The sequence below is a fragment of the Variovorax sp. JS1663 genome, assembly GCF_002157355.1.
GTDB lineage: Bacteria > Pseudomonadota > Gammaproteobacteria > Burkholderiales > Burkholderiaceae_C > Variovorax.
This window is the reverse complement of the sequence record NZ_LYMK01000081.1, coordinates 1-20,731: the sequence shown is the minus strand read 5'-3', so window position 1 is coordinate 20,731 and position 20,731 is coordinate 1. Positions and strand designations below refer to the sequence as shown.

The 20,731-nt window shown below is 71.3% G+C and carries 19 protein-coding genes; 11 read left to right on the top strand and 8 right to left on the bottom strand.

Annotated elements, in window-relative coordinates:
• Positions 1–204: 204 nt before the first annotated feature.
• Positions 205–1,164 carry an alpha/beta fold hydrolase gene (locus tag A8M77_RS33755; protein WP_086925843.1) on the bottom strand — a complete coding sequence of 320 codons (960 nt, stop codon included), beginning with the start codon at positions 1,162–1,164 and terminating at the stop codon, positions 205–207.
• A 190-nt stretch (positions 1,165–1,354) separates the two neighbouring features.
• Here A8M77_RS33755 and A8M77_RS33750 point away from each other — a divergent pair, with 190 nt between their 5' ends.
• The 11 genes from A8M77_RS33750 (at position 1,355) to tagF (ending at position 13,026) form a co-directional block, all read left to right on the top strand.
• Complete coding sequence (locus A8M77_RS33750) at positions 1,355–1,927, top strand: hypothetical protein (RefSeq protein ID WP_086925842.1); 573 nt, start codon at positions 1,355–1,357, stop codon at positions 1,925–1,927.
• 201 nt (positions 1,928–2,128) lie between these two features.
• Complete coding sequence (locus A8M77_RS33745) at positions 2,129–2,701, top strand: hypothetical protein (RefSeq protein WP_086925841.1); 573 nt, start codon at positions 2,129–2,131, stop codon at positions 2,699–2,701.
• A 66-nt stretch (positions 2,702–2,767) separates the two neighbouring features.
• Entirely contained in the window at positions 2,768–3,094 is a 327-nt protein-coding gene (locus A8M77_RS33740) for a hypothetical protein (protein WP_086925840.1), read from the top strand.
• A 29-nt stretch (positions 3,095–3,123) separates the two neighbouring features.
• Positions 3,124–4,731 carry a DUF4384 domain-containing protein gene (locus A8M77_RS33735; protein WP_086925839.1) on the top strand — a complete coding sequence of 536 codons (1,608 nt, stop codon included), beginning with the start codon at positions 3,124–3,126 and terminating at the stop codon, positions 4,729–4,731.
• On the top strand, positions 4,715–5,107 hold the full coding sequence (locus A8M77_RS33730) for a hypothetical protein (RefSeq protein WP_086925838.1): 393 nt from the start codon (positions 4,715–4,717) through the stop codon (positions 5,105–5,107). The genes A8M77_RS33735 and A8M77_RS33730 overlap by 17 nt, the downstream gene beginning before the upstream one ends.
• 32 nt (positions 5,108–5,139) lie before the next feature.
• On the top strand, positions 5,140–5,862 hold the full coding sequence (locus tag A8M77_RS33725) for a GIN domain-containing protein (RefSeq protein ID WP_086925837.1): 723 nt from the start codon (positions 5,140–5,142) through the stop codon (positions 5,860–5,862).
• A 67-nt stretch (positions 5,863–5,929) separates the two neighbouring features.
• Positions 5,930–6,529 (top strand): OmpA family protein, encoded by a 600-nt coding sequence (locus tag A8M77_RS33720; RefSeq protein ID WP_158101052.1) that lies wholly within the window; start codon positions 5,930–5,932, stop codon positions 6,527–6,529.
• A gap of 188 nt (positions 6,530–6,717) precedes the next feature.
• On the top strand, positions 6,718–7,944 hold the full coding sequence (gene tssJ / locus A8M77_RS33715; protein WP_158101051.1) for a type VI secretion system lipoprotein TssJ: 1,227 nt from the start codon (positions 6,718–6,720) through the stop codon (positions 7,942–7,944).
• Positions 7,941–9,122, top strand: coding sequence for a DotU/TssL family secretion system protein (locus tag A8M77_RS33710; protein ID WP_143694873.1), 1,182 nt, complete (start codon positions 7,941–7,943; stop codon positions 9,120–9,122). Before tssJ ends, A8M77_RS33710 begins: the two co-directional genes overlap by 4 nt.
• Entirely contained in the window at positions 9,119–12,442 is a 3,324-nt protein-coding gene (tssM, locus tag A8M77_RS33705) for a type VI secretion system membrane subunit TssM (RefSeq protein ID WP_158101050.1), read from the top strand. The genes A8M77_RS33710 and tssM overlap by 4 nt, the downstream gene beginning before the upstream one ends.
• Positions 12,436–13,026: a type VI secretion system-associated protein TagF gene (gene tagF / locus A8M77_RS33700; protein WP_086925832.1), complete on the top strand. Its 591-nt coding sequence runs from the start codon at positions 12,436–12,438 to the stop codon at positions 13,024–13,026. Before tssM ends, tagF begins: the two co-directional genes overlap by 7 nt.
• Here tagF and A8M77_RS33695 read toward each other — a convergent pair.
• From A8M77_RS33695 to A8M77_RS33665, 7 genes are all read right to left on the bottom strand, one after another.
• Positions 12,999–14,198, bottom strand: a complete 1,200-nt coding sequence (locus tag A8M77_RS33695) for a serine hydrolase domain-containing protein (RefSeq protein WP_202820693.1) — start codon at positions 14,196–14,198, stop codon at positions 12,999–13,001. The genes tagF and A8M77_RS33695 overlap by 28 nt on opposite strands.
• 107 nt (positions 14,199–14,305) lie before the next feature.
• Positions 14,306–14,743, bottom strand: a complete 438-nt coding sequence (locus A8M77_RS33690) for a hypothetical protein (RefSeq protein WP_086925831.1) — start codon at positions 14,741–14,743, stop codon at positions 14,306–14,308.
• Between the two features lie 213 nt (positions 14,744–14,956).
• Positions 14,957–15,697, bottom strand: coding sequence for a PP2C family protein-serine/threonine phosphatase (locus A8M77_RS33685; RefSeq protein WP_086925830.1), 741 nt, complete (start codon positions 15,695–15,697; stop codon positions 14,957–14,959).
• Positions 15,679–16,953, bottom strand: coding sequence for a type VI secretion system-associated FHA domain protein TagH (gene tagH, locus A8M77_RS33680; RefSeq protein WP_238137068.1), 1,275 nt, complete (start codon positions 16,951–16,953; stop codon positions 15,679–15,681). Before tagH ends, A8M77_RS33685 begins: the two co-directional genes overlap by 19 nt.
• A 15-nt stretch (positions 16,954–16,968) precedes the next feature.
• On the bottom strand, positions 16,969–18,495 hold the full coding sequence (locus A8M77_RS33675; RefSeq protein ID WP_158101049.1) for a serine/threonine-protein kinase: 1,527 nt from the start codon (positions 18,493–18,495) through the stop codon (positions 16,969–16,971).
• Positions 18,496–18,517: 22 nt separating this feature from the next.
• On the bottom strand, positions 18,518–19,390 hold the full coding sequence (locus A8M77_RS33670; protein ID WP_086925827.1) for a Tll0287-like domain-containing protein: 873 nt from the start codon (positions 19,388–19,390) through the stop codon (positions 18,518–18,520).
• Positions 19,391–19,451: 61 nt separating this feature from the next.
• Entirely contained in the window at positions 19,452–20,441 is a 990-nt protein-coding gene (locus A8M77_RS33665; protein WP_086925826.1) for a hypothetical protein, read from the bottom strand.
• Positions 20,442–20,731 lie beyond the last annotated feature (290 nt).

Sequence of the window (20,731 nt, the reverse complement as noted above, 5' to 3'; positions counted from 1 at the left end):
CGATGCGGTAAAGGTGCCTGTTCAAGTTCTTGATCTCCCTGTGCATCCGGGGAGACCAAGCTCATGGCTTCAGCGTTGTTGCTGCCTCGCTCCCGTTGTGGGGCGCGATTCTGGGGCCGTTTGGTCCAGATCAAATCTGGTTTTTTGTCGCGATCAACCCGATGCGCGAAAGCAGAGCTGGAGGCAGCGCCCTGACGCCACCACTCACGCGTGATCGGCCAGAAAACGCTCCAGTTCCCGCGCGAAGCGCAGCGGCTCGCTGATGTGCGGCGAATGGCCGGCGCGCGGATACACCGAGACCTGCGCATGCTTGACCGTGTCGCGGTACCAGGCATCGAGCGGCAGGCCGGCGTAGTGCGGGCTGCGCGCTCCGAGCACCACCAGCAGCGGCGCATCCAGGCGCGCCAGCGAGGCGCGGAAGTCGGCCTGCGCCATCGACTCGGCCAGATCGAGCAGCGGCCGGATGTCGACACGCCCCAGCCGTCGGCGCAGCATCCGGCCGAGGGGTGCGTCGATGTCCAGTCGTCGCCTCAGCCAGGGGCCGCCGAGCGCACCGATCTCGTTCAGCAGCGTCTCGGCCAGGTCCTGGCGCGCCCCGGCGATCAGCCCCGAGAGCATCGCCGCGCTGCAGCCACCGAAGAGCCCGAGGCGCCAGGCGTCGTCCGTCACGATGCGCGGCGACTGGTCGATCAGCGCCACCGCCCCGACGCGCCGCGTGCCGTACAGCTGCAGGTACTGCATCAAGGTCAGCGCGCCCATCGAGTGCCCGACCAGCACCGGCCGCTCCAGTCCGAAGTGGTCGAGCATCTCGGCCAGGTCGGTCGCCAGCCGCGCCAGGGTGATGCTGCCGCGCACCGGCCGGCAGTTGCCATGGCCGCGCGCGTCCCAGGCCAGCACACAGTGACGCCGCGCCAGCTGCCGGGCCACCGGCTTCCAGTCGCTGTGCGAGCAGCCGACCCCGTGCACCAGCACCAGCGGCGGGCCGTCGCCGCGCACGTACACCGGAACCTGCTGGCCGTCGCCGGCCGTGAAGCTGTCGTAGTCGCCGGCCGGCGGCGCACCCAGGCCCATCAACCCGAAATTGCGCAGCGCGTTCAAGGTGCCGCGCAGGCCCGTCAGGCGTGGCGGATGCGGAGGCGGTTCCGGGGGAGCCCTGTCCAGCATGACGGGCGATCCTACGCTGCCGCGCCCTTCCGTGGGCACCGGGCCGGCGTCCGGTGTGCCGGAAAAATTTCTCCGCGACGGTGCGAAATTTGTTTGAACCGGTTCTGAACGGGCCGCAACCCATGGGCGGGAAGGCAAGCAATTCGGCAAGCCCCACCAACAAACCGTACCACCCCTTCAGGAGATCATCATGCAAATCGTTCGCAAAGCTTCCGTCCTCGTCGCCCTCGGTCTTGCCTTCGGTGGCGCGATCGCTGGTGAGATCGCCGGCTCCACGGTCCTGTCCACCGGCGCCGTCAACACCTCGGCCGGCTTCCTGTCCACCGCCCGCCAGAACATCGGCGTGGCCGAGCAGAACGGCAAGATCACCAACAGCACCGTGATCGTCAACGGCGCCAACAACACCGCCGCGGGCTTCCTGTCGACGGCCGAGCAGAGCGTGGGCCGCGCCACGCAGAACGGCAAGATCACCAACAGCACGATCATCGGCAGCGGCCTGAACAACGTCGCCGCCGGCTTCCTGAGCACCGCCCGCCAGGAAGTGGGCTTCGCCAAGGACAACGGCGAGGTCACGAACTCGACGGTGATCGCGAACGGCGCCAGCAACACGGCCGCCGGCTTCCTGTCCACCGCCCGCCAGCAGATCGGCGGCGCGCAAGGCAACGGCAAGCTGACGAACTCGACCGTCATCGCCACCGGCTCGGTCAACACGGCCGCCGGCTTCCTGTCCACCGCCGACCAGAGCATCGGCGTCGCCAAGTAAGCCGCTGCCCTCTTCCGCAGCCTCGCCACCCGACCCGCCCGCGCGCAGCCCGCGCCGGCGGGTTTTTTCATTCCGGGCCTGCAAGGCCTGTCGCGCGCGCCGATTTGCTTTGAACCGTTTGAGCGCGCGCCGCAACCCATGTGCGGATGGCAAGCAAGCCGCAAGTCCTCCGCCCCTCAAACCACTCGAAGGAGAACCATCATGCAAGTCGTTCGCACAGTTTCCGTCCTCGCCGCACTCGGCCTCGCCTTCGGCGCCGCCATGGCTGGCGAGATCACCGACTCCGGCGTGTTCTCGACCGGTGCGGTCAACACCTCGGCGGGCTTCCTGTCCACCGCGCGCCAGAACATCGGCGTGGCCGAGCAGAACGGCAAGATCAAGAACACGGCCGTGATCGTCAATGGCGCTGTGAACACCTCCGTCGGCTTCCTGTCGAGCGCCAACCAGAGCATCGCCCGCGCCACCCAGAACGGCGAGATCAGCCAGACCGCGGTGATCGCCCAGGGCGTGAACAACACCGCCGCCGGCTTCCTGAGCACGGCCGACCAGGAAGTGGGCTTCGCCAAGGGCGACGGCAAGGTGCAGGGCAGCTTCGTCGGCGCCACCGGCGTGAGCAACGTGGCCGGCGGCTTCCTGGCCTCGGCACACCAGCAGATCGGCGGCGCGCAAGGCAGCGGCAAGCTGACGAACTCGACGGTGCTCGCCACCGGCCAGTTCAACAGCGCCGCGGGCTTCCTGTCCACCGCCGACCAGAGCGTGGGCGTCGCGAAGTAAGCCTCGTCCTTCTACTTCCCCGCGCCGGCGCCACGCGCGCCGGCACTTTCCCCCCAGGAGACCATCATGAACGCCAGCCTCGCCCTCACCGCCCGCATCGTCCTCGCCGCCGCCACCTTGGCCTCCGGTGTCCACGCCTACGCCGGGCAGGAGCTGATGGGCGTCGACACGCGCTTCCGCGCCAAGATCGCGAAGGAAAAGGTCCGCATCGCCGCCAAGGAGCGCGAGCTCGACGCTCAGGGCAAGAGCCAGCAGCAAGGCAGCAACAGCGCCACCTGCGGCAGCCAGAGCATCGGCAACATCGACACCGGCGGCCGCATCGGCGCAGCGCCGCGTGAGGTGTTCGTCTTCGCGCCCAATGCCATCAACATCGTCGGCCGCGGCGGCTGCTGAGCAGACATCGCGCACCCCGGAGACCTGACATGAACCCGCCCAAAGTCCTGCGTTGCCTCGCACTCGCCACCGCCGCCGCGACCCTCGCGGGCTGCCAGACGCTCGAGGTGAAGCAGCCCACCATCGACCAGACCAACGAGATCCGCAAGGGCCCGGAGGACCGGCCCCAGCGCTCGATCACCGGCTTCTCGCATGCGCTGCGCTGCATGGACACGCTGCTGCTGGACTACGGCGTGCGGGACATCACGATGCTGACCGAGGAAATCACCGACGAGACCAAGAAGCTGAACGCCGGCACGCGCGACATGCTGATCTCGTCGGTGTCGGACATGTCGCGGCGCAGCCGGGCGGTGCGCCTGGTCGCCTTCGGCAAGGACACGGCCAACGTCATCAGCTACCTGGCCTCGGCGCAAAGCGCGGCGGCCTACCAGGCGATTCCGCTGTACGACATCAAGGGCTCCGTGTCGCAGTTCGACGAGAACCTCGTCAAGAACCAGAAGGACATCGGCATCGGCTTCGCGCCCTTCATCAACCTCGGCGCGGCCAAGGATGCGGGCTCCAGCATGCTGGCGCTCGACCTGAGCGTGCTGACCACCAGCGACATGGCCGTGCTCGCGGGCGTCACCTCGCGCAACTCCGTGATGATCCTCAAGCAGGGCAGCGGCATCGACGGCGACGCCGCGTACCACAAGTTCGGCATCAACTACAGCATGAACCTGGCGAAGGCCGAAGGCCAGACGCAGGCGCTGCGCGGGCTGGTCGAGCTGGCCGCGGTCGAACTCATCGGCAAGCTCACCAAGACCCCCTACTGGAGCTGCCTGGGCGTGACGGACCCGAAGAAGAACGACGAAACGCGCCTGGAGATGTTCGACTGGTACCACGCGATGGCGTCGACGCGCATCGAGCTGATCGCCTACTTCCAGAACCAGCTGCGCCGGCGCTGGTTCTACGACGGCCCGATCGACGGCGAATTCAACCCGGCCATCGACGAGGCGATCGCGAACTACCGCGCCGCGCTCGGCCTCAGCCGCGAGGCGCTGCTGAACGAGGAATTCTTCTACGCCTTCCTCGCCGCCGACCACACGAAGATCAAGCGGCCGGACCAGCCGGCACGCTACACCCCGCCGGCCACCGTGGCCGCGGCACCCGGGACGCCCCAGGCCGCCGCCCCCGCAGCACCCGCTGCAGCAACCGCCGCAGCTCCGGCCCCAGCGCCCTTGAAGCTGTCGGTGAGCACCCCGAAGCAGCAGACCCGCTTCGCCGGCGGCGAGTCGATCAATCTGTCGCTCGCCCCCTCGCAGGACGCGCATGTCTACTGCTACCTGCAGGACGAGGATGCCAAGGTCATCCGCTTCTTCCCCAACCGCTTCGCCCGCGACTCGCGCGTCGCCGCGGCCAAGCCGCTCGCGCTGCCCGGCGCCATGCGCTTCCAGCTCACCATGAACACGAAGGGCGTGCCCGAAACCATCTCCTGCTTCGCGACCCAGCGCGACGTCATGGCGTCGCTGCCGCAGGCCCTGGTCGGCACCGACTTCGAACCCCTCCCCGGCACCACGCTCGAAACGATCCGTGCTGCCTTCTTCAAAGCCAGCGGCGGCTCGCTCGCCCAGGAGAACCTCCGTGTCCAAGCCAAATGAATTCCGTCCCGGCCCTGCCAAGCGCCCCGCCCTGCGCGTGGCAGCCCTCACCGGACTCGCCCTGGCCGCCATCGCCGGCGTGCTGGTCCAGATGCCCCGCGGCGCGGCCGCAGGCGTCGCCACCGGCGGTGACGACCGCGTCGCGGCCCGGGCGCCGGCCCAGAAGGGGCCCGGCACCTACCAGCTGCGCTGCTGGCAGTACGGCCGCCTGCTGTTCGACGAGGGCCCGGTCACCCTGGGCCCCGAGACCCGGCAAGGCGCGAAGCTGGTGGCCTTCGACCGCAACGGCGGCACGCTGATCGTCACCGACACCGGCTGGACCACCTGCCTGGCGCGCCCCTCCGCCGCACCGCCCAATCTGGCGCTGCCGCGCTGAGGCCGCCGCCCGACGCAAACAGGAACCGCACCATGAACCGCTTCATCCATGCCTTCGCTGCCCGACGGGTGCTCCGGGCCTCCACCCTGGCTGCGGCGCTGGTCGCGACCGTCTCGGCCCCGGCGCTGGGTGCCACCGAGACCCGAGCGGTCGCCGACTTCGACGAGGTCGTGTTCGCCGTCGCCGGCGAGGTGAGCATCGAGCAGGGCCCCCGCGAGACGCTGACCCTGGAGGCCGAGCCCGCCGTGCTGCGCAAGATCACGACGGAGGTCCAGGGCCGCCGCCTGGTCATCGGCCTGACGCCCGGCCGGATCGAGACGCAGCAGCCGATCCGCATGAAGATCGGCGTGCGCATGCTGCGGTCCTTCGAGTCGCGCACCGCCGGCGAGATCCGCATCGGGCCGCTGCGCGGCGACGCGCTCGCGCTGGTGCTGGCCGGCGGCGGCTCGATCCGCCTCGACCGGCTGGAGGACGCGCGCAAGCTCGACGTGCGGATCACCGGCGCCGGCGAAGTCGCAGTCGGCGGCGGCAAGGTAGCGGCGCAGCAGCTCGCCATCACCGGCATGGGCAGCTATTCCGCGCCCCGGCTGGCCAGCGAGCGCGCCGAGGTCGCGATCGACGGCAACGGCGAAGCGCGCCTGGCCGCCAGCAGCACGCTGGCGGTGCGCATCGCCGGCGTCGGCCATGTGCGCTACCAGGGCGACCCCGCGGTCACGCGCAACATCCGCGGCGTCGGATCGGTCGAGAAAGATTGAACCGGCCACCCGCCTCGCGCAACCCATGGGCATCGAAGAACCCCATCCAACGCCCAAGGAGCCCGACATGACCCGCTACCTCAGCACTCTCGCCCTCGCCCTGGCCGCCGCCCTGCTCACGCCCCACGCGAAGGCCGAGAAGGTGATCGTCTACCGCGAAGGCCAGCTCGTGAACCCGCAGGACGTGGCGGCCGTGCTCGGCCGGACCCGGTCGGTCCGCCTGCTCGACGAAGCGCCGTCCGCGCCCGCGGCCCCGGTCAAGTACGTCTCGGCGGCGGCCGTCGCGCTGGCGAAGACCTCGGCGCGCAGCCATGAGAAGGTGCCCGCCGACGCTTCGGCCCTGTCCCTGCCGGTCCGCTTCGCCTTCGACTCCGCGGAAATCCTGCCGGCCGCGCGGACACAGCTCGACGCGCTGGCGGACGGCATCAAGCTGCTCGCGCCGAACAGCGTCGTCACGGTCGAAGGCCACACCGACGCCGTCGGCAGCGATGCCTACAACCTCGAGCTGTCCCGCGGCCGTGCCCGCGCGGTGCGCGACTACCTGGTGCAGCACCACGGCATCGATGCCGCGCGCCTGAAGACGGTCGGCTTCGGGGAAAGCCGCCCGATCGACGGAGCCGATCCGGCAGCCGGCGTGAACCGCCGCGTGCAGTTCCACGGCGCCTGAAGCCCATGCCCTGTGCGCGCCGATGCCGCATCGCCGCACTGGCCATTCGCTCGACTTGTGCCACCCGGGGGCGGCGCAGAGAATGGGACGAGATACGCAGAGGAGCGCTTCACGCTGTGCCCAAATCCGCGACTCCGGCTTTGCTCCCTCTCCCTTTGGGAGAGGGCTGGGGCGAGGGCACCGGGCGCTTGCAACAAGACAGCGCCTCGCCCCGCAACCGCCTCGCGCGCCGCGAACTCCTCACCGGCCTCGGCCTGCTACCCCTTCTGGCCAGTGCCCCTCTCCTGGCCCAGCCCCAAGCCAAGATCGAAGCCTCCCGCCAGCGCCGCATCGCCCTGGTGATCGGCAACGGCCGCTATCCCGACCTCCCCCTCAACAACCCCGAGCACGACGCCCGCCTGATCGCGCAGACCCTGCGCTCCCTCGACTTCGAGGTGGGCGAGCACCTCAACCTCAAGGCGCGCGACTTCAAGCGCGTGCTGCGCGAGTTCGCGCGCCGCATGGACGACGACCAGGTCGCCTCGGTCTTCTACTACGCCGGCCACGGCGTGCAGATCGGCGGGCGCAACTACCTGCTGCCGGTGGACATCGCGCTGCGCGACGAGGCCGAGGTGCGCGACGAGGCCATCGACCTGCAGGAGGCGCTGCTCGCGCACGTCGACCGGGTGCGTCCGCGCGCGCGCATCTTCATCATCGACGCCTGCCGCAACGACCCCTTCGCCGCGCGCCGGGCCTCGCGCAGCGCCAACGGCCTGGCCGAGATGGCGGCGCCGGGGGCGCTGATCGCATTTTCGGCGGCGCCCGGCGGCGTCGCCGAGGACGGCCCGCTCGGCGGCAACAGCATCTACACCAAGCACCTCGCCACCGAGCTGCGCTCCACCGGCGTGGAGGTCGAGGACATGATGAAGGCGGTGCGCATCAAGGTGCTGCGCGACACCGCCCAGCGCCAGATCCCCTGGGTCAACACCTCGATGGTGGTGAACTTCATGTTCAGCCCCGGGGCGGCACCGGCCCTGGCCGGGCCGAAGCGCAGCCTGCAGCTGCTCGTGCAGGCGCAGCGCAGCCTGAACACCGATACGCGCAACGCCTCGGCCTCGCTGGCGCTGCGCGTCTACGTGCTGCGCGATGCGAGCGGCTTCGAGAAGGCGAGCTTCGACAGCCTCTACGACGACGACGAGGCCACCCTCGGCTCGAACGTGCTCGTGCGCGAGAGCCTGCACCTGCGCCCCGGCGAGGCGCGCGAGCTGGCCCTGGAACTGGCCGGCGACGCGCGCGCGGTCGCCGTGTTCGGCGCCTTCCGCGAGATCGACCATGCGCAGTGGCGCGCCATCCTGCCGCTGCCCGCGGGGACGGTGGTGCCGCGCGCGCGGGTCGATGCGCAGGCGCGCCAGCTGCTCCTGGGGTGGGCGAAGTGAACCGCCCCGGCGCACCGTCCGCCCCGGCCGCCCCAGCCGGCTTTCCCGCCGCGTCCGGCGCGCCGGCATCGCTGCCGCTGCCGGACGACGCCCCGACCGCCTTCGTCGGCGAGCCGCCCGGCGCGCGCGCCCTGCGCACCCACGCCCTCCCCCTGGTCGCCCTGATGGCCGGCCTGCGGGACGCGACGCCCGCCGATCCGGCCGCGTTGCGCCGCACGCTCGCGGCCGCCGTCAACCGCTTCGAGGCGGATGCGCGCGCGGCCGGCGTGCCCGAGCCCAGCGTGGCAGCCGCGAGCTACATGCTCTGCGCCTGGGGCGACGAGCAGTTCGCCGCGGCCCCGTGGGGCGCGGAGGGCGCCGGCCTGCTGGAGCGCTTCCATGGCGAAGCCGGCGGCGGCGACAAGCTGCTGCGCCTGGTGGCGCGGCTGGCGCAGAAGCCGCGCGAGCACCGCGCGCTGCTCGAACTCTTCCACACCTGCCTGAGCCTCGGGCTGCGCGCGCGCACCGTGCTCGACCCCCGCGACCATGAAGGCCTGCGCGCGCGCGTGCACCTCGCGCTGCAGCAGGCAGCACCGCCCCCGCCGCTGGTGGCGCGCTGGCACTGCGCGGCCGCCGCCGCGGCGCCGCCACGGACGCCGCGCGCCGCGCTGCCGGCCGTGCTGCTGCTGGGCGTGCTGGCCGTGGGCGTCTACAGCGCCAGCCAGCTGCAGCTGGCGGCCCGCGTCGACGGCGTGCTGGCCTCGCTGCAGCGCATCGTGCCCGCCGGCACGGCCCCGGCGGCGCCCGCCGCGGCTGCGGCCGCTGCGCCGCCACGGCTGGCCTCGGCCCTGCGCGAGGACATCGAGGCCGGCCGACTGTCGGTGCGCGACGAGGCGCTGCGCAGCGTGGCCATCGTCGAGGCGGACGCGCTGGGCGACGCCAGCGCTTCCCTCAAGCGCCTCGGCGCCGTGCTCGCGAAGCAGCCCGGCAAAGTGCTCGTCGTCGGCTACACCGACGGCAGCGACACGCCGACCGCGCGCACGCCCTCGGCCTGGCACCAGGCCATGGAATGGGCGCGCCGCAGCGCCGACATCCTGCGTCCGCAGCTCGGCGACGAACGGCTCGCGGTCGAGGCCAGGGTCGACGCCGAGGCCCCCAAGCCGCAGCGCCGGGTCGAGATCGTGCTGTTCCCGCAATGAAGTCGCCGACCCGCTTCGCCCAGACCGCCGTGAACCTCTGCGCGGCGGGCGTCCTGCTGTGGTTCGCGGCACCTCTGCTGGTCTTCGGCACCTGGCATCCCTTCGACGATGCAAGTGCCCGAGCCGCCCTGCTGGTGCTGGGCGCGCTGCTGCTGATCGGCTGGCAGGCGCTGCGCGCGCTGCTCGCCCGGCGCCGCAACGAACAGCTGCTGAAGGGCCTGGAATCGGGCGAAGGCGGCACCGAGCTGGGCCAGCGCTTCCGCCAGGCGCTCGCCATGCTTCGGCAGGGTGTCGAGGGCAAGGGCGCGCGCCGCTGGTGGCAGGCCCGCCGCCAGGTGCGGCAACTGCCGTGGTACCTGATCATCGGCGCGCCCGGCGCCGGCAAGACCACGGCACTCCTGCATTCGGGCCTGCGCTTCCCGCTGGCCGAGCGGCTGGGGCGAGATCCGCTCGCCGGCACCGGCGGCACGCGGCAGTGCGACTGGTGGTTCAGCCAGGAGGCCGTCTTCATCGACACCGCCGGGCGCTACACGACCCAGGACAGCGACGCCGCGGCCGACGCCCGCGAGTGGCAGCAGTTCCTTGCGCTGCTGCGCCGGCACCGCCCGGTGCAGCCGATCAACGGCGTGCTGGTCAGCGTCAGCGTGCCCGACCTGCTGCACGGCGGTGCGGAACTCGCGCGCCAGGCGGCCGCGGTCGCCGCGCGGCTGGACGAGCTGCGCCGCGAGCTCGACCTGGCCTTTCCGGTCTACCTGCTGGTGACCAAGGCCGACCTGCTGGCCGGCTTCACCGAGACCTTCGGCGACCTGGACGCCGCCCAGCGCGAGCAGCTGTGGGGCCTGGTGTTCGATGCGGACGCCGCGCTCGTCCCGGACGACCTGGGCGCGCGCCTGGCCGAACTCGCGCAGCGCCTGCGGCAGCGCAGCACCGAGGCGCTGCAGCAGGAACGCACGCTCCAGCGCCGCCTGCCGATCTACACCTTCGCGGCACAGTTCGAAGCCCTGCTCGCGCCCCTCGAAGGCTTCGTGCGCAAAGCCTTCGCCAACGCGAGCGCCGCGCCGGCGCAGCGCCTGCGCTCGATCGCGCTGACCAGCGGCACGCAGGAGGGCAACCCGATCGACCGCGTGATCGGCGAGCTCGCGCGCAGCCATGGCCTGGCCCTCAAACCGCTGCCGCGGCCCGATGCCGGCGGCAAGTCCTACTTCCTGACCGCACTGCTGAAGCAGTTGGTGATCGCCGAGGCGCCGCTGGCGGGCCGGCGCCTGCAGCGGATGCGCCGGCGCCGGCGCGCCGTGATCGTCGGCGCGGGCGTGGCCGGCACGGTGCTGCTCGCCGCCTCGGCACTGTGGTGGCAGAGCTACCGGCGCAACCTCGACTATGTCGACGCCGTGCGCACGCGCGTCGAGCAACTCACCCAGCGCATCGGCTCGTTCGAATCGGCCAGCCTCGAACAGGTGCTGCCGCTCTATTCGTTGCTGGAGCGTCTGGCCGCCAACGACGGCATCGACCCGAACGAGCCGCCGGCCGGCTTCGGCTTCGGGCTGTTCCAGGGCCCGCGCCTGGCGCGATCGGCCGAGCAGTCCTACCGCGAGATGCTCGACCGCAGCCTGGCGCCGCTGCTGGTGCAGCAACTGCGGCGCGACCTGCGCGAGGCCGAGGACAGCGCGACCCGCTACGAGGCGCTGCGTGCCGCCCTGATGCTGAGCAGCCCGGACCGGCTCGTCCGCGGCGAACTGCGCCCCTGGGTGACCCAGGCCCTGGCCCAGGCCAGCGGCGCGGGCGAACGCGCCGAATCGGCGCGCCACGTCGAGGCCCTGCTCGAACGCAGCGGCCTGCCCGAGGCGATGCGCGCGGACGATGCCGGTGTGCGCGCGGCCCGCAGCGCCCTTGCCGCGCTGCCGCTGGCGCAGCGGGTACACGAGCGTCTGCTGCAGCGCGTGCCCGACCCGGCGCCGTCGCAGGACCTGCCGGCACGGCTCGGCGCGGCCGGCACCCTGCTGTTCGCGTCCTCCGGCGCCGGGCCGATGCCGGCCCATTCGAGCGCCGCCGACTGGCGCCAGCGGCTGGCGCCTGCGCTGGAGGCCACCTTCGACGAGCTGGCAAACGAAGCGGATTGGGTGCTCGGCGACAGCGGCGGCGACGTGCGCCGCCTGCAGAAGGACCGCGCCTGGCGCGATGAGGTCGCCGCGCAGGTCGGCCGCCGCCAGGCCCAGCGCGTGATCGCCGCCTGGTCGCGCCAGCTCGACGCGCTCGCGCTGGCCGCCGGCGCGGATGCCGAGGGCGCCGCGCGGCAGGCCACCGACCTGACGGCGCCCGACTCGCCGCTGCGCCGGTTGCTGACGCGCCTGGCCGACGAATTCAGCGCCATGCCGCAGGGCGGCAGCGCCGCCGAGGGCGCCTTCGACAACGCGCTGCGCTCGCGCTTCGCCGCCCTCGGCGCCTACGCGGCCGGTCCGGGCCCGCAGGCCCTGGACCGCCTGCACGCCCTGGCCAGCTCGCGCCGCGACGAGGCCGGCAAGGCGGAACTCGACGCCAGCCTGCGCGCCGAGGCCACCCGCGCGCCAGCCGAGCTGCGCAAGGTCTACGCCGGGCTCGGCACGCTGATCCGCGCGCGCGGCGGCGCCAGGCTCGGCTTCGACGCAGCGCTCGCCGAACTCGCGCAGGCCTGCGGCACCTTGACGCGCGACCGCTTCCCGTTCGGCGCCACCGCCACGCGCGACATGGCGCCCGCCGACTTCGCGCGCCTCTTCGGGCCCGGCGGCCTGTTCGACGAGTTCCGCCGCCACCAGCTCGGCGAGCGCGTCGACACCGCGAGCCGGCCCTGGAAGCTGCGCGGCGCGAGCGCCGATGCCGGCCTGCCCGCGGCCTTCGAGCAGGCGGCCGCGATCGGCGCCCTCTTCTTCCCCGGCGGCACGCCGCTGCCCGAGCTCAAGCTGCGCCTCACGCCCCAGCGCATGAATGCCGAGCTGCTGCAGTTCAGCATCGACGTCGACGGCCAGCTGCTGCGCTTCGAGAACGGCCCGCGCCGTGCGAAGGAACTGGTGTGGCCCGGACCGGCCTCGACGCAGAAGGTGCTGTTGCGCATCCTGCCCGTGGGGCCCGCCGGCGTCGGTGCCGAGGTCCACGAGGGAGCGTTCGCCTGGCTTCGCGTGCTGCTGCGCGGTGACTGGCAGGGTGAACGCGGTGCGCCGGCGCGGCTCACTTTCGTCGTCGACACCCGCACCCTGGAAGTGGAGGCGAGCGCCGCGGGTGCGCCCGAAGCCGACATCTGGACCCTGCGGGAACTCGCGCGCTTCCGCTGCCCGAAGGGCACATGGTGAAGCTGCCCTCGCGCCGCGTCTGCTGGTGGGGCAAGCTGCCCGCGCGCGGCGACTTCGTCGGCCGCGGGCTGCCGCCGCGCTGGCGCAGCGACTGGGACGGCTGGCTGCAGCGCGGGCTGGCGCTGGCGGCCACGCAGCTGGACGGCCCCGCGCTGCGCGAACGGCTTCGCGCCTTCGCACCGTGGCGCTACCTGGCGCTGCCGGCGCCCGGCGAAACCTGGAGCGGGATCATCGTCGCCTCGCACGATCGCGTCGGGCGTTCCTTTCCATTGACGCTGGCCGAGCGCCTGGCCGCCCCAGCGCCGCCGCATGAAAGCGCCGCACGGCTGGCCTCGCTGCTCGACGCGGCGGCGGAAAGCCCCGAAGCGCTGGAGGCAGCGATCGACGCCCTGCCCCCGCGCACCACGCCCGCAGCGGATCCGGTGCAGGCCTGGCCCGCGCGGCCGGCCAGCCTGTGGTGGCCGCTCGCGGCCCCACTCGAAGCACCGGCCCGTGTCGCGGCCTGGCCGCCGGAACCAACACTGCTGCTTGAACTGCTCGAACCGCTGGACATTCATCAGCAGCCTGTTCTCCCATCCGCATGACCCAGTGCCTTGTATGCATGCCACTTGAAGTGATAGGCATAGGGGTTGCCGAAGCCAAAGTAGCGTTGCGTGAGCAGCACGGCGGCGATGCCCAGGCGCGGGTTGATCCACCACACCGTGCCGGCAAGGCCGCCCCAGCTCACTTCGCCCGCGACCTGCTCCGGCTCTCCCGGGCCGCTGCTGTCGCGCACCGATGAGCCCAGACCGAAGCGCCAGCCCGGTTGCGCCGGTACGTTGGGAAAGCGAACGTGCATGCCTGGCGGCAACTGGTTCCCGAACATCCGATCAAGGGTGGTGGCCTTCAGCAGCGTGGGGCCCCCGGGGATCAGGCTTTGGATCAGGCGGATGGAGTCGTCGAGCGTGCTGACCAGCCCACCGCCGCCAGACTCGCGCGGAAGCTTTTGCAGGTAGGCGCCGGGATAGGGCTTGTCGTCCACGCGAGACAGGCCAGGCTTGCTCGGATCGAGAAGGTCGGCGCCGACGTACAGTGCGCATAGCCGATCACGCTTGGCCGGCGGTACCCAGAAGTCGGTATCCACCATGCACAGTGGCTCAAAGATGCGCCTCGACAGGAATTTGCCGAAGGTCTCTCCACTGACCACCTCGATCACCCGGCCCAGCACATCCGTCGCAACCGAATACTCCCACTGCGTTCCGGGGTGGAACGAAAGCGGCAGGGGAGCCAGTGTCTTCATCATCCCGGCCAGATCCTGCGACGGGTTCAACACGCCGCACTGGTTGTATGCATTGAACAGCAGCGAACCCGGATCGAAGACGCCATAGGACAGCCCCGAGGTGTGCGTCATCAGATGCTGCAGCGTGATCGGGGATCGGGCCGGCTCGGTGTCTGACAGACTCGTTGCGCCAGCGCGCAGGACCTGCCTGTCCGCCAACTCGGGGATGTAGGCATCGACGGGGTCTTCCAGGCGAACGAGCCCGTCTTCGAGAAGCAGCATCACCGCGCAGGACGTGACCAGCTTGGTGCTCGAGAACATCCGGAAGATGTGATCCTCGCGCAGCGCGACGCCCGCCTCCCGGTCGGCGTGGCCGTAGCAGTAGCGATCCACCACTTCTCGCCCCTGCAGCAGTGCGGTCGACACGCCAGGCAGAAATTGTTGATCGACCTGCGCCCGCATCGCGGCATGCAGTGCATCGAAGGTGGAGTCGGTCATCGAGCGTCTTTCCGTCGTGGAAGGCCGACTTTAGGTCAACCCTCGAAACTCGCAAGCCAGGGTGGATTGCTGCCAGGGCCGGCCGTCGCTGCGGCCGTGTGCCTGACTCAACGCGGCGCCGACAACGCCACCGAAAGCTGGCGCAACAGTGACGCGCCGTTGCCCTGCCATGCGCTGCCGTGCATGCAGGCGAGCGTGCGGGGTTCCTGCTGCGCAAGCCCGTCCAGCAATGCAGCCGTCTGCGGTGCATGCGCGTAGCAGTCCATCTGGTTTCGGAACGCCTCGCTGGGGCCCAGGATGTCGGCATCGGTGAGCGCCTTCTCGCTGTTGCCCGGCTGCGTGAAGAGGTCGCCGCAGAAGAATGTGTGTGTGCGCGTGTCCATCATCAGCCCGCAGTCCCAGCCATGCGGAAGATGGGGCGTGTCGAACCAGCGCATCGTGTGGTTGCCGAGCGGGAGCTCCTCGCCGTCGGCCAGCGTATTGATGCGGAATATGCCCGTCGCAATTTCCTGTACGTTGGTGCCCGCCTGTGAATTCGTGGCCATGCGTGTCTCCTGCGCGTTGCGATCATGGCCTCGCTGAAGACCGGGTTGAGAGAGCAGCTCAAGCCTACATCCGCCTGAAGCATGGCTTTGTAGCGATGCGCAGGTGCTGGGCGGTCGTGCGCAGGTGGGCGCGTTCTGCAGAAGCGGCGACAGGACCAGCTTCAGGGGCGAAGCGAGGGTTGATGTATGTCATCCAGGCAGGCCCGAGCAAATTCAACCAGCCGAGCACCAGATCGCCAGCGCCGAATAGTTGTCCTGGTCGCTGCGGCCGGCCTTGCGCACACCCGCTTCGAGGCGATTCAGCCAGGGCTGGGCCGCGCCGCAGCCGGCCACGCTGCGCGTCATCGCGGCATCGTCGAAGGCCGACCAGAGGCCGTCGCTGCACAGCAGCAGCGCATCGCCGGAGGCCAGCAGCTGCGGCGCGTCGAGCACCTCGACGTCGAAGCCCTCGGGCGAGCCCAGCGCCGAGGTCAGTTGCCCGGCGCCGGCCGTGCTCGCGTCGAGGCCGGCGTCGCGCAGGCGCTGCGCGAGGCTCTGGTCGCGGGTGCGAGCGAGCAGCCGGGAACCGCGCCAGCAATACAGGCGGGAATCGCCCACGTGGGCCCAGAGCGCCGCGCCGCTGTACAAGTCGACCACCACCACCACGATGGTGGTGCGCATGTCGGCCGTGAAGGTGCCGGCCACCTGCTGCGCCACGACCGCGCCGTTGGCGCCCTGCACCAGCCAGCGCAGCGCGCCCGAGCTGACTTCGGGATGGAGCGCGAAGGCCTCCAGCACGTGGGTCACCGCGGCGCGCGATGCGGTCTGCCCGCCGCCGTGCCCGCCGGCGCCGTCGCACAGCACGGCGACGAGCGAACCCGCGCCTTCCCAGTAGCCGAAGGCATCCTCGTTGTTCTCGCGCCGCCCGGCCTGGGACAGCGCGGCGAGCGAGACGCTCAATGCCCGTTCGGCCATGGCGGCTCCTTCGATGGAGGTTCGGGCGACGGGACGTTCGGCGAGGCGCGCGACTGGGCCTCGTAGGCCCGCAGGAATTCGCGCCCGAAGATGGTCTGGAAATCGTCGTCCAGGTGTTCGAGCAGTTGGGCGTGCTGCATGCGGTGGCGCTGCCACAGCGCCGCGGCGCGCAGCACCGGCACGCGCCCGATGCCGTGGGCCGGCCCCTCCCCGCTCTCGGCGGCCTCGGGGCCCAGGCGCGAGAACAGCTCGAAGACCGCCGCGCGCATGCCGGCCACCATCGCCACCTGGTGCACCAGCAGGTCGCGGTGCGCGTCGTGCAGCGCCGCCACCGGGTCGAGGAAGCCCGGGCTCGGCTCGCGCTGCAGCATGCGGGTCAGGGCCTCGGTGGCATCGGGCGAGAACTTCAGCGGGTTGTTCTGCCGCGGCGTGATGTGCGTGCCCTCGGCGCGCATCTGGCGCTTGGCGATGGCGCGGCTCTGCAGCAGCGCCAGCGTGCCTTCGGCATTGGCCCGCAACAGCGCGCCGAGATGCTCCATCCATTGCGGCGTGAGGGCCGGCGGCTCGGTCAGCAGGCCGGCGCCACGGGCGAAGGCCGCGGCGAGCTCGCGCAACTGGGGGGTTGCGTCGGCCGGGCGAAGTGCGGGCGTTGCGGCCTCGAGCGGCTCGAGCGGCATGGGCTCCGTCGGCAGCGGATCGGCTGGCGCATGGCTCGTCTGCTGGGGTTGCGGCTGCGGCTGCGGCGCCGCACGCGGCGCCGGAATCGGCGCGCCGGTGCGCACCAGGTGCGGACTGTCCTGCCAGGACACCACCGCGCCGCCGGTTTCAGGCTCGCGCGCCGGGGCCATCCCCGGCAGCGCCGAGCTGTCGGCCATCAGGTCAGGCGCATCGTCCAGGTCGAACCAGCGATCCAGCCGAGAGCGCTGCGCCATCGTGGCCACCACGGCAGGCTCGACGGCCAGCTCGAAGCCGCCGATGCGCAGACGGTCGCCCACCTGCAGCGCGCGCTCGCCGCCCGGGTCGAGCTGCTTGCCGTTCACCCACAGCGGCGATGTGCTGCTGATGCAGCGCACGCACACGGCCCGGCCCACCGGCAGCACCTGCGCATGCTGCCGCGAGACCAGGCGCAGCGGGTCCGCGAGCACCAGTCCGCAGTCCTCGGAGCGGCCGATGGTGAAGCCTTCCGGCGGCATCGGCAGCGCGGCCTCGTCGGGTTCGGTGCCGCCGGGGCGGCGCGTGACACGCAATGCGATCACGATGTGCAACCAGGTCTAGCCGAGCGCGCGCCACAGTTCGGCTTGCACACGGCGGGCATCGATGTTGGGCGTGAGCTGTTCGAGCACATGGGCGACGAATTGCTCGCGGGTCTCGGATTTCGCGGCGCAGCGCTTGGCGACGATGCGCCCGATCGGGCCCAGCGAGGACAGCAGCGCGGCCGCCGCCCTGTCGACGTCGCCCTCGCGCATCGGTGCGCCGGGCGGCGCGGCATTGGCGCTCGTCGCGGGCTGGAACCGGGTGGTCGAGGTCGCCACGGTGCCGACGCCGTTGCCGGTGCCGCTGCCGGTGGACGAGCCGCCCTTGGCCAGGAAGCGCTCGCGCGCCTCGAAGTCGACGATCGCGAAGGCGACGGCCTGGCGCACCGCCGCCAGCGACGTCAGGCCGCGCGCGGCGCGGCGCACCAGCACCCGGGCCACCGGGCCGACATGCTCGGCCAGTTCGCGCTCGACCCCGGCCAGCGCCACGGTGTCCCAGCCCGTCGGCACCGGGACCGACGGTGGGCCGGTGACCGGCTGGGGCTTGGAGGGCGACAGCGGCGTCGTGGCCGGGTCGGGGATGGACGGCACCGATGTCGCGCCCGTGCGGGAGGCGTCGGGCGAGTCGCGCTCCTTCGCCGCCGCCGTCTTCGCACCCGTGCCTCGGAGCCGGGGCGGCAGCACGATCTCGGCCGGCAGCGCGTCGGGCAGGGGCCCGGTGGCCAGCGCGAGCAGTGCCGTGCGCATCGCCATCGCATTCGGATAGCGCTGCGCCGGATCCTTGGCCAGCGCCTGGTCGAGCACCGCGTCGAAGGGCGCGAGCGTGGGGTCGTCCATCAGCTCGTGCAGCGGCTTGTGCGCCTCGTAGACGATCTTGTACATGATCGCCTCGTCGGTGCCGGCGAAGGGCGTCGCGCCGCTGAGCATCTGGTAGAGCAGCACGCCCGCCGAGAACACGTCGACGCGGCGGTCCACCTCGCGGTCGGTGTACTGCTCGGGCGCGATGTAGCCGGGCGACCCGATGACGGAACTGCCGCGCGTGAGGTTCGACGATTCGGTCCGCGCGATGCCGAAGTCGGTGATCTTCAGCCGCCCGTCGTCGGCGATCAGCAGGTTCGCCGGCTTGACGTCGCGGTGCACGATGCCGCGCTCGTGGGCGTAGTGCAGCCCGTCGAGGAGCTGCGCCATCAGGCACAGCACCTGCGGGATCTCCAGCTTGCGCGGCGAATGGATGTAGTCGCGCAGGTTCCGCCCGGCGACGTATTCCATGACGATGTAGGCGCAGTCGTTGTCCTCGCCGAACTGGTAGACCGGGACGATGTTGCGGTGCGTGAGCCGCCCTGCCGCCTTGGCTTCGACGCGGAAGCGCGCCGCCACGCTCGGGTCGTCGTCGCCCGTTTCGAGCAGGCGCCGGTGGATCGTCTTGATCGCCACCGGGCGGTCGATGGCCGGGTCGTGCGCCAGGTACACCATGCCCATCGCGCCCGACCCGATCACCCCGCGGATGGGGTACGGACCGACGTTGGCTGGGAGGGGGGCGACCATGACGGGTTCGTTCACACCTTCTTCAGGTGTCGAGCATCTTGAGGGCGTGGTCGAGGCTGTGGCGCATTCGGGTGAAGGACTGCGCCAGTATCCCGATTTCGTCATGGCCGTGCGACGGGAATTCCGGTGCCTCCATCTCGCCCAGGCTGACGCGGTTGGCCAGCTTCGACAGCATCGTCACGGGCCGGATCACCAGCAGGTAGAGCATCACGTTCAGCACGATGCCGATGGCGACGAAGATGCCGATCAGCGAGGCCATGAACACCTTGAAGGCCTGCTCGGCGCGCGCCAGCGGCACCGCCATGGGCACCGACACCACCTGCGCGCCGATCACCTCGTTCAGCTGCCACCCGAAGCCGTTGGCCGGGCCGTACTTGTCGATCAGGGTGCGCGGCGCCGCCTCGACGGTGCTGTGGCAGGCCAGGCAAGCCTGGTTGGTGATGCGCAGCGGGCGCGCGACGTAGAGCGCGCGGCCCGTGCCCGACTCGCGCTCGCCGACGAATTCCTTCGATTCGGCCTGGGCGCGGAAGCGGTTGACGATGTCCGCCTCCCAGTCGACCGCCCGGTCGCGCGGGTTGGTCGGGTTCAGGGTCGCTTCCTTGTAGGTGTAGTCGGGGAAGCTCTTGGACAGCGTCGCCAGCACCTCGGTGGCGGAATAGGCCGGCACCGTCTGGGGCAGGAAGGTGTACTTCATCTGCGTCTCCAGCAGCGGCCGGATCTGGTCGTTGGTGTAGCTGCGCACGGCCACGGCCTTCTCCATCGTCAGGCGCGCATGGTTGAGCACTTCCTCCTTGGCGTTCTTCTGCAGCAGGTCGTGCGACACCTTGCCGGCGCCGAGCACCCCCAGGACGAAGACGACCAGGAAGATCAGGTTGAACTTGAACAACAGGCGCATGAGCTTCTCCAGTCCTGGCTTTTCATCGTCGCTGGGTTGCGGGAAGACGCGCGACGGTTCACTATGGTTTTCCCGATCCGCCGCCTTCCGCGGCGGCGCGTGCGGCCTGGCGGGCGGCCTGGCGCGCCGCTTCCCGCGCGCGCCGGCGCTCGGCCTCTTCGGCCATGCGGCGCGCATAGCCCTCGGGGTCGGCATAGGGTTCCCACTCGGGATGTCGCGCCAGCTCGGCCTTGGCCGCGGCGCGGAAGCCCGGGTCGGCCGTGGCGCGCGCGCGCCACAACGGCAGCAGGGGCAGGCGCAGCGCCGGCTCGGTGCGCAGCCAGGCCGCCACGTCGCTGTAGGCGATCTCGCCGAGCGCCTTGGGTGCGGCCTGGCGCTTGCCGAACTGTTCGCCGCGCGCGGGCAACCGGTCGCGGAACTGCCGAGGCACCTTGGCCAGGAACTCGGGGGGCGCCCGCCGGGCCACAGTCGGCGAGGCACCTTCGCGCCGCTGGGCGAAGTCGCCGCCGGCCAGCTGCGAGGCCGTCTGGCCGCCGTCGCGCAGCGCCAGCCGGGCCGTGCCGCTTTCGACGAACACCTCATAGGGGGCGCCCGAGGTGTAGACCACGGTGCTGGCGGCCTGGGTCGCGATCTCGAAGGCCGGGCTGACGTAACCGAAGGCGGCACTGCTGCTGGTCTTGAGCCAGCCCTGCAGCAGGTAGAGCGGCGGTGCCGCGAGCCCCTTGCCGACGCGCGGCCGCAGCATCAGCCGCGTCGATTCGCCGATGCCGACCAGGGTACCGCCGGGCAATTCGATCTGGACGAAGGCGCCGGGCGCCGTCTCGATGATGTCCTGCTCGTTCAAGGCCACGCTCTCGGCGAGCGCGTAGCGCGTGGTCTGGCGGATCAGCGTGGCGCTGCCTTCGACGATGCCGACGATGGTGGAGGATTGCGCCCACGGAATCTGGGTGGCGACGCTGGGGCTGCCGGACTGCGCCCAGCCCGGCGAGGACGCGAGCAGGCCCGCGACGCACAGCAGAAGAGACCTGGCCGTTGTCCTTGTGAGCCGCAAGACGTAACTCCCCCGCTGGCGGCTGGCATCCCTGATTAGGGTGTCAGCCAAAAGTTGACATACAGGATGTTACCCAAGTCCCCCCCTCAGCGGTCGTGTTCTTCCGGCCAGTTTCCCTCGGCAATTCGACCTAGCCCGAAGGACGGGTCACTTCCAGTTGGCGGCAAACACCGGTGCCAGGCTGTTCTGGTAGCCCGGCAGCAGCGTGGTCTGCCCCGCCGACGGTGGGGCGAAGCTGGCCATCGCCTGCACCAGGTTGTGCACCTGGCTGTCCAGCAGCACATGCCCGT

Excerpts from the sequence above, each read along its gene's own strand:
- A8M77_RS33755 (WP_086925843.1), bottom strand. The coding sequence starts at position 1,164 with ATGCTGGACAGGGCTCCCCCGGAACCGCCTCCGCATCCGCCACGCCTG.
- A8M77_RS33750 (WP_086925842.1), top strand. The coding sequence starts at position 1,355 with ATGCAAATCGTTCGCAAAGCTTCCGTCCTCGTCGCCCTCGGTCTTGCC.
- A8M77_RS33745 (WP_086925841.1), top strand. The coding sequence starts at position 2,129 with ATGCAAGTCGTTCGCACAGTTTCCGTCCTCGCCGCACTCGGCCTCGCC.
- A8M77_RS33740 (WP_086925840.1), top strand. The coding sequence starts at position 2,768 with ATGAACGCCAGCCTCGCCCTCACCGCCCGCATCGTCCTCGCCGCCGCC.
- A8M77_RS33735 (WP_086925839.1), top strand. The coding sequence starts at position 3,124 with ATGAACCCGCCCAAAGTCCTGCGTTGCCTCGCACTCGCCACCGCCGCC.
- A8M77_RS33725 (WP_086925837.1), top strand. The coding sequence starts at position 5,140 with ATGAACCGCTTCATCCATGCCTTCGCTGCCCGACGGGTGCTCCGGGCC.
- A8M77_RS33720 (WP_158101052.1), top strand. The coding sequence starts at position 5,930 with ATGACCCGCTACCTCAGCACTCTCGCCCTCGCCCTGGCCGCCGCCCTG.
- tssM (WP_158101050.1), top strand. The coding sequence starts at position 9,119 with ATGAAGTCGCCGACCCGCTTCGCCCAGACCGCCGTGAACCTCTGCGCG.
- tagF (WP_086925832.1), top strand. The coding sequence starts at position 12,436 with ATGGTGAAGCTGCCCTCGCGCCGCGTCTGCTGGTGGGGCAAGCTGCCC.
- A8M77_RS33695 (WP_202820693.1), bottom strand. The coding sequence starts at position 14,198 with ATGACCGACTCCACCTTCGATGCACTGCATGCCGCGATGCGGGCGCAG.
- A8M77_RS33690 (WP_086925831.1), bottom strand. The coding sequence starts at position 14,743 with ATGGCCACGAATTCACAGGCGGGCACCAACGTACAGGAAATTGCGACG.
- A8M77_RS33685 (WP_086925830.1), bottom strand. The coding sequence starts at position 15,697 with ATGGCCGAACGGGCATTGAGCGTCTCGCTCGCCGCGCTGTCCCAGGCC.
- A8M77_RS33675 (WP_158101049.1), bottom strand. The coding sequence starts at position 18,495 with ATGGTCGCCCCCCTCCCAGCCAACGTCGGTCCGTACCCCATCCGCGGG.
- A8M77_RS33670 (WP_086925827.1), bottom strand. The coding sequence starts at position 19,390 with ATGCGCCTGTTGTTCAAGTTCAACCTGATCTTCCTGGTCGTCTTCGTC.